We start from the raw sequence: 6,000 nt of genomic DNA, 5'->3' as shown, positions 1-6,000 counted from the left end.
TCCCAATGTTTATGATCACTCTCCACACTTTATGAATGCCTCAACAAATTACGAGTACTTCGTAATGCTTGGTATGTTTCCGCCACTCCGTTCATAGGATACCTGTGAGGGGGTTATCGTGTGGCGGTGATTAAGACGACGGATAAGCATATCGATTTGCTGGCGCGCTTGATGCGTGCGGAAGCCGAAGGCGAAGGCCAGCTCGGGATGCTCATGGTCGGTAATGTTGGTGTAAACCGGGTTCTTGCGGACTGCCTGGACTTCACAGATATTCGCGACCTGGAGGATATGGTATTCCAGCGACCCGGTGGCTTTGAAGCAACGACGAAAGGTTACTTTTATCAACGCGCCCGTGAGGTAGATCGCAAATTGGCACGGCGTGCGGTCAATGGAGAACGGTTCTCGCCTGCAGAACGGTCTCTCTGGTTTTTCATGCCCGCAGGAGATTGCCCAGAACAATGGTACGGACAATACAATACGGGCCGATACAAATCACACTGTTTCTTCTCGCCAACCGCACAAGATTGCCCAAGAGTTTAACTTTGAAAGGATGATGATTTGGTTCAATATCAATGGACACCTAACTATCAGCAACCGCAATACCAGTATCCACAACAACCGCAACAGCAACAAAACGTACCGCCGCAAGTCACCATTCCGAGCGGACGTCCGCCAGCGGGCGCATTTCGCGAAGAATCATACATCGAGAATATTTTACGATTAAACCGTGGCAAGGTCGGAACATTCCACTTTTCATTTGAAAATGCTACGGAGGCTGGTACGAACGTAAAAGCAGTCACGGGGATGGTCGAGGCAGCTGGTCGTGACCATGTGATTTTAAGTGAACAAAGTACTGGCAAACGATTCCTCTTCCCGATGATTTACTTCGATTATGCGGAATTCAACGAAGAGCTCAATTACTTCCCTCAGCGACCATGACAAAAAAACACCTGCATCCCCTCAATTCGAGAGGGTGCAGGTGTTTTCATTTCATTAATTGCCAAACTTTGAGGCTGCTACAATAAGCATAATCCAACCGGCGATGAATGCAACGCCACCAATTGGTGTGATAGCACCGAGGATGCCGATTCCCGACAAGCTCAATACATACAGGCTACCGGAGAAAATGATAATTCCAACTAACAGGAGATACCCTGCCCACGATAATGCGTTAGATGATCCGAAAAGTGCAGGGCTCATCAAAATTCCGATTGCGAGTAATGCGATCGCATGAAACATTTGATAGTGAACCGCTTTCTCCCAAACATCCAAATAATGTGCAGATAATCTGTCAGCTAAGGCGTGCGCACCAAAAGCTCCGAGAGCAACTGCAATAGCACCGTTTACTGCACCTGCGATAATGAAAAATGGCATGTTGTATTCCCTCTTTCCGAGTAATTTACATCAAAAATCAAACAGCGAACCGCCGTTTGCATCTTCTTCTACTAAAACTTTTCCTTCTAGACTAGATTGCACTGGAGCGGAGATTGTCTTTTTAATGGGCTCCATTCCAGTTGGAGAAGCACCTGCACCTGCACCTGCATTACTTCCAGACAAAAACTTCAACTCATCTTCAGATGATGGCAAATGCGCTGTCTTCTCTCCAAGTATCAAACCGCATAGCGACTGCATCGCTGCAATCGATTCGCGCATCGCCGCTTCATCAGACGTCGTTTTCGCATATGTCAGTTGTCGTTGTAATTCTTCTAGAACACGGTTTGTTGAAATCATGCGCCACCGCTTCCTTTCTTCGGTTCAAACTTCATGCATTCCATTCCTGAGGAACGCAGAACAACTGCAGAAGGCAACTCGCGCGTTTTAAACCCATACGCTTTGCAACCACGGGGATGCTTCGGGTCCCACGTGACGTAGAAATGACAGCATTGAAAACAATTCACAGCCATAACAACGGCCGCCTCCCTTCCTTAGCATTCAACTCAATTATTACTGCTCTGTCTTGCACCAATCAATCTCGGTTTCTCCCCAGGAAGCGAGTTGTTCGTTCGTTTTCGAAAACGGACGCGACCCGAAGAATCCTCGATTCGCACTGAGCGGACTTGGATGCACTGACTCAATGGTAACATGCTTTGTCAAATCGATCAGTCGCTTCTTCTCTTGTGCTGGACGCCCCCAGAGTATAAACACAATCGGTTCGTCGCGGTCAGACAGCTTCCGGATCACTTCATCCGTGAACGTCTCCCATCCTTGCTTACGATGAGAATGCGCTTCTCCCGCGCGTACAGTCAAAACGGTATTCATCAAAAGCACGCCTTGCTCCGCCCATCCTAGCAACGAGCCCGATTCAGGAACGGAACAGCCGATGTCGCTCGCAAGCTCTTTAAATATGTTACGCAAACTTGGGGGTATTTTGACGCCGGGTTGCACCGAAAAACTTAAGCCATGTGCTTGTCCGATTCCGTGGTAAGGGTCTTGTCCCAAAATGACTACTTTCACCGATTCAAATGGGGTGTATCTGAATGCGTTCCATATATTATCCATTTCAGGATAGACGTTTTGCTCTGCATATTCTTTTTTCAAAAAATCACGCAACTGTGCATAGGACTGGGCTTCAAATGCTTCTTGGAGCACTGCATCCCACTGACTTTCAAATTGTGGTTTCAACTCATTCACTCCTCAAACTGGATCGTCACGTCATAGCCTGCAAGTGAAAACATCTCGTGAAGCGTCTGTTCCGCATTTTTCTCAGCAGTTTCCAACACGCCTTGTCCAGCGCTTTCTTCGCGAATCAACTTCTTCGCTTCTTCAGCAAGTTCATACGCTTCTGTGATGTCGGCTTTCTCTCTGAATACTCCTTCAAACGAGTACACTTCAACTTGGTCGAAGAAAATTTCAGCTCCTCCAAGGAATTCAGGTTTTGGCAACGTGAGTGTTGCAGTTTTATCGGCCTCATTAATATCCATGTCTTTCTTGCTCACTGTTGATAAATCCACACCGGCCTTGATAGCGCCTGGGATCACAACAAGCAGTTGGCGTTTCGTACCAGGCAGATTGAGTCCGATACTTTGTCCGAACAGCTGGTTATCTTGGCGTTCAATGATGACTTTTGTATAGGCTTCCGCAGTTGCCATTTCGTTCAAGTCTTGGATTTGCTCTAGGAAACTTGTTTTTTGTTCGGTGTATGTGCTTCCTTGCTTCAATAAATAGAAAGCGATAAACGGTAGTGAAGCAATGAGCAGAATCGCGATTAGCGCGATAATGAGAAATGATTTGCGCCATAGCGAGAAGAATAGCGTAAGAATGTGCCATAGACTTCTTCGCTTCTTTTTCGGTCGTGCGAAAGCTTCTTCTACCGTAACTGCACTTTCTTTGTCCGATGCTTTTAACTCTCTCAGTAACTTCTCGATTTCTTCCAGTTTCCGCTCGTCATTCGAGTTGTTATCGTTCTTCATGTCATTCCTCCTTTGCAACAGCGATTCTAGCTATTGGTCTTTCTTTATAGTTGATAAAAAACAGCCTTAATCGGTACGTACAGTTTGCAGGAAAGTTCCCGTGCAGACAAGTATTCCGTCGTGGTATGATGGCGCGAAGGAGGGATTGCCTTGTCCAACGTTCCGATTCGTGAAAAAGTGAAGCGTATTGCAGAAGCCGCAAAAGATGGAGAATCGTATACTGAGTCCTCAAAAAGTGCAGGAATGCTATTCTTTTACGGCATCTTCGGCATCGCTATGTTGTTTCTCATTGCGCTAACAATCGGTCTCGCACAAGGAGGCCATTATATAGGAAGTGCAATCTGTTTAGTCGCAGGAGGCGGCCTTGGATTCATCCTTCTCAAGCTGGCACGTGCATAATTCGCACAATTTGTATTTGCTTTTCTGATTGAGTACACTTAAGTATACCCTATTCGTAAAGGAGTCCTCTATAATGACGTTGAAAAAGACTTTGACAATTGCAGGATCAGATACTTCCGGCGGCGCCGGCATACAGGCAGACCTTAAAACTTTCCAAGAACTTGGTACATATGGCATGACTGCATTGACAGTTGTCGTCACAATGGATCCGGACAAGCATTGGAGTCACAATGTCTACTCCCTTCCAATCGATGTGATCAAATCGCAAATCAAAACTGCCCTTTCCACTGGCATCGATGCCATTAAAACAGGCATGTTAAGTACAGAAGAAGTCATTCAAACAGCAGGTGAAGCAATTGCTGAATCCGAGCTATCACACGTCGTGATTGACCCTGTTATGGTTTGTAAGGGGGAAGACGAAGTCCTGAACCCTGGAACTGTCGACGCAATGATTGAATACTTACTTCCACGTGCTGAAATCGTAACGCCAAACTTGTTCGAAGCTGGACAGCTTGCAGGTATGAAAACTCCTAGCACAATCGAGCAGATGAAAGCGACTGCTGAGAAGATTCATTCTCTCGGCGCACGCAATGTCGTCATCAAAGGCGGCAAGCAGCTGCAGCACGATAAAGCAGCAGACTTGTTCTATGACGGGAAAACCCATCTTTTATTGGAATCCGAAAAAACGGATACTCACTATAACCACGGCGCAGGCTGTACGTTTGCCGCTGCAATTACAGCAAACTTAGCAAACGGACAAGATATTAAAGATGCAGTAATTGAAGCAAAAGCGTTCGTTGCTGCTGCAATCGCTAACGGCTGGAAATTGAACGAGTATGTAGGACCTGTCATGCACGGAGCTAAAAACCGTTATGGCGGACCTGAAATTACGACAACTGAAGTTTAAGTTTTTCAAGCACTGGTGGGACTTGTCCTTCCGTGCTTTTTTGTTGCTGAAACTGCATAATCGCAATTGCTTCGCTTACCGGATATAATTGAAGGCAGAGTAAAAAAGAAGCCAGAGGAGGAAGACATGTGGAACTTGTACAACGAGATCAGCTACAGAGCTTGATCGATTCCTTTGCGGGCAAAGATGTCTACATTCATTTGGAGACGACAAACGGCTCTTATGCTGCGCATTTTCAGGAAGGATTCTTTAACGCGGGTGCGTTCATCCGCAATATTGTTGTGAACTACGAACTTGGAAAAGTGGCGGGCGACTCCCCTCACCGGATCGGGTTGAAACTACCTTCGGGGTGGATTTACGCGCAAGGAATTACACACTATGAATTGGACGAACACGGACGTCTGCTAATGGCGGGTTTAGGACCAGATGGTAAATTGGCTGTATCCCTCGAAATTAGCGAAACTCCGTTCACGTATTAACAAAAGGAGGACCAATAGAGATGGAAAAAGAACGTCACGTATTAGTCATTTTCCCACACCCGGATGATGAAGCATTCGGTGTTTCGGGTACAATCGCAACCTATATTGAAATGGGCGTCCCTGTGACATACGCTTGTTTAACACTCGGTGAAATGGGACGAAATCTTGGGAATCCCCCATTTGCCAACCGCGAAACGTTACCAATGATCCGTAAAAAAGAGCTCCAAGCATCGGCTGACGCTATGGGACTAACGGATTTACGTATGATGGGCCTTCGCGACAAAACTGTAGAGTTTGAGGACGATGAGAAAATGGTGAAGCTCGTTGCAGACTTGATAGAAGAATTAAATCCTTCACTGATCATCTCGTTCTATCCAGGATTGTCTGTACACCCTGATCATGATGCTACAGGACGCGCAGTTGTTGAAGCGATCCGTAGAATGTCAGAATCCGAGCGTCCTAAGTTGTATACGATTGCATTCGACAATAAAACAGTAGAAGTTATCGGACATCCAGACGTACACCACGATGTGTCTGGAGTGACAGAGAAAAAGCTCGGAGCGATGAATGCTCATGCATCTCAAACTGTTTGGATGATGGAAGATATGCAAAAACGTCTGGACGCGGAAGATGCTGATGCGTTAAGATGGTTAAAGACAGAACATTTCTACACATACACCTTTTAAGTAAGGAAACCGCTTTCAATGCGGTAGTTCTCGGTTCACTAGTTTTCCAGCTAGTGAATCCGGGTATACATATAGAGCTTTGGAGAAAATTTCTAGTTTACTTTTTGGTATTCATTCAT

10 protein-coding genes are annotated in these 6,000 nt (G+C 46.0%); 6 read left to right on the top strand and 4 right to left on the bottom strand.

Features of this window, described 5'->3' with window-relative positions; translation table 11 throughout:
* The first annotated feature begins 120 nt into the window (after positions 1–120).
* Together RL70_RS07300 and gerQ are read left to right on the top strand one after the other, a co-directional pair.
* Complete coding sequence (locus RL70_RS07300) at positions 121–540, top strand: cell wall hydrolase (RefSeq protein WP_039042735.1); 420 nt, start codon at positions 121–123, stop codon at positions 538–540.
* Positions 541–558: 18 nt separating this feature from the next.
* Positions 559–939, top strand: a complete 381-nt coding sequence (gerQ, locus tag RL70_RS07295; RefSeq protein ID WP_039042734.1) for a spore coat protein GerQ — start codon at positions 559–561, stop codon at positions 937–939.
* A 54-nt stretch (positions 940–993) separates the two neighbouring features.
* Here the strand turns inward: gerQ and RL70_RS07290 are convergent, their stop codons facing one another.
* The 4 genes from RL70_RS07290 to RL70_RS07270 form a co-directional block, all read right to left on the bottom strand.
* Positions 994–1,374, bottom strand: a complete 381-nt coding sequence (locus RL70_RS07290) for a DUF423 domain-containing protein (RefSeq protein WP_039042733.1) — start codon at positions 1,372–1,374, stop codon at positions 994–996.
* Positions 1,375–1,404: 30 nt separating this feature from the next.
* Positions 1,405–1,731, bottom strand: coding sequence for a DUF5327 family protein (locus tag RL70_RS07285; protein ID WP_039042732.1), 327 nt, complete (start codon positions 1,729–1,731; stop codon positions 1,405–1,407).
* A 213-nt stretch (positions 1,732–1,944) separates the two neighbouring features.
* Complete coding sequence (locus RL70_RS07275; protein ID WP_039042731.1) at positions 1,945–2,622, bottom strand: uracil-DNA glycosylase; 678 nt, start codon at positions 2,620–2,622, stop codon at positions 1,945–1,947.
* A 5-nt stretch (positions 2,623–2,627) separates the two neighbouring features.
* Positions 2,628–3,410, bottom strand: a complete 783-nt coding sequence (locus RL70_RS07270; protein ID WP_039042730.1) for a DUF4230 domain-containing protein — start codon at positions 3,408–3,410, stop codon at positions 2,628–2,630.
* 150 nt (positions 3,411–3,560) lie between these two features.
* Here RL70_RS07270 and RL70_RS07265 point away from each other — a divergent pair, with 150 nt between their 5' ends.
* From RL70_RS07265 to bshB2, 4 genes are all read left to right on the top strand, one after another.
* Entirely contained in the window at positions 3,561–3,809 is a 249-nt protein-coding gene (locus tag RL70_RS07265) for a hypothetical protein (RefSeq protein WP_039042729.1), read from the top strand.
* Between the two features lie 73 nt (positions 3,810–3,882).
* The gene (thiD, locus tag RL70_RS07260) at positions 3,883–4,716 is read left to right on the top strand and encodes a bifunctional hydroxymethylpyrimidine kinase/phosphomethylpyrimidine kinase (protein ID WP_039042728.1); all 834 of its coding nucleotides are present in this window, start codon (positions 3,883–3,885) and stop codon (positions 4,714–4,716) included.
* A gap of 128 nt (positions 4,717–4,844) precedes the next feature.
* Positions 4,845–5,195 (top strand): YojF family protein, encoded by a 351-nt coding sequence (locus tag RL70_RS07255; RefSeq protein ID WP_039042727.1) that lies wholly within the window; start codon positions 4,845–4,847, stop codon positions 5,193–5,195.
* Positions 5,196–5,215: 20 nt separating this feature from the next.
* Positions 5,216–5,881, top strand: a complete 666-nt coding sequence (gene bshB2 / locus RL70_RS07250; protein ID WP_025785532.1) for a bacillithiol biosynthesis deacetylase BshB2 — start codon at positions 5,216–5,218, stop codon at positions 5,879–5,881.
* Positions 5,882–6,000: the final 119 nt, after the last annotated feature.

This window comes from Sporosarcina sp. ZBG7A (genome assembly GCF_000813425.1).
Lineage (GTDB): Bacteria > Bacillota > Bacilli > Bacillales_A > Planococcaceae > Sporosarcina.
Note: the sequence above shows the minus strand (reverse complement) of the source record. Positions and strands in the feature narration are given on the sequence as shown.

Coding starts and splice junctions, on each gene's coding strand:
- RL70_RS07290 (WP_039042733.1), bottom strand. CDS start 1,374: ATGCCATTTTTCATTATCGCAGGTGCAGTAAACGGTGCTATTGCAGTT.
- RL70_RS07285 (WP_039042732.1), bottom strand. CDS start 1,731: ATGATTTCAACAAACCGTGTTCTAGAAGAATTACAACGACAACTGACA.
- RL70_RS07270 (WP_039042730.1), bottom strand. CDS start 3,410: ATGAAGAACGATAACAACTCGAATGACGAGCGGAAACTGGAAGAAATC.
- thiD (WP_039042728.1), top strand. CDS start 3,883: ATGACGTTGAAAAAGACTTTGACAATTGCAGGATCAGATACTTCCGGC.
- bshB2 (WP_025785532.1), top strand. CDS start 5,216: ATGGAAAAAGAACGTCACGTATTAGTCATTTTCCCACACCCGGATGAT.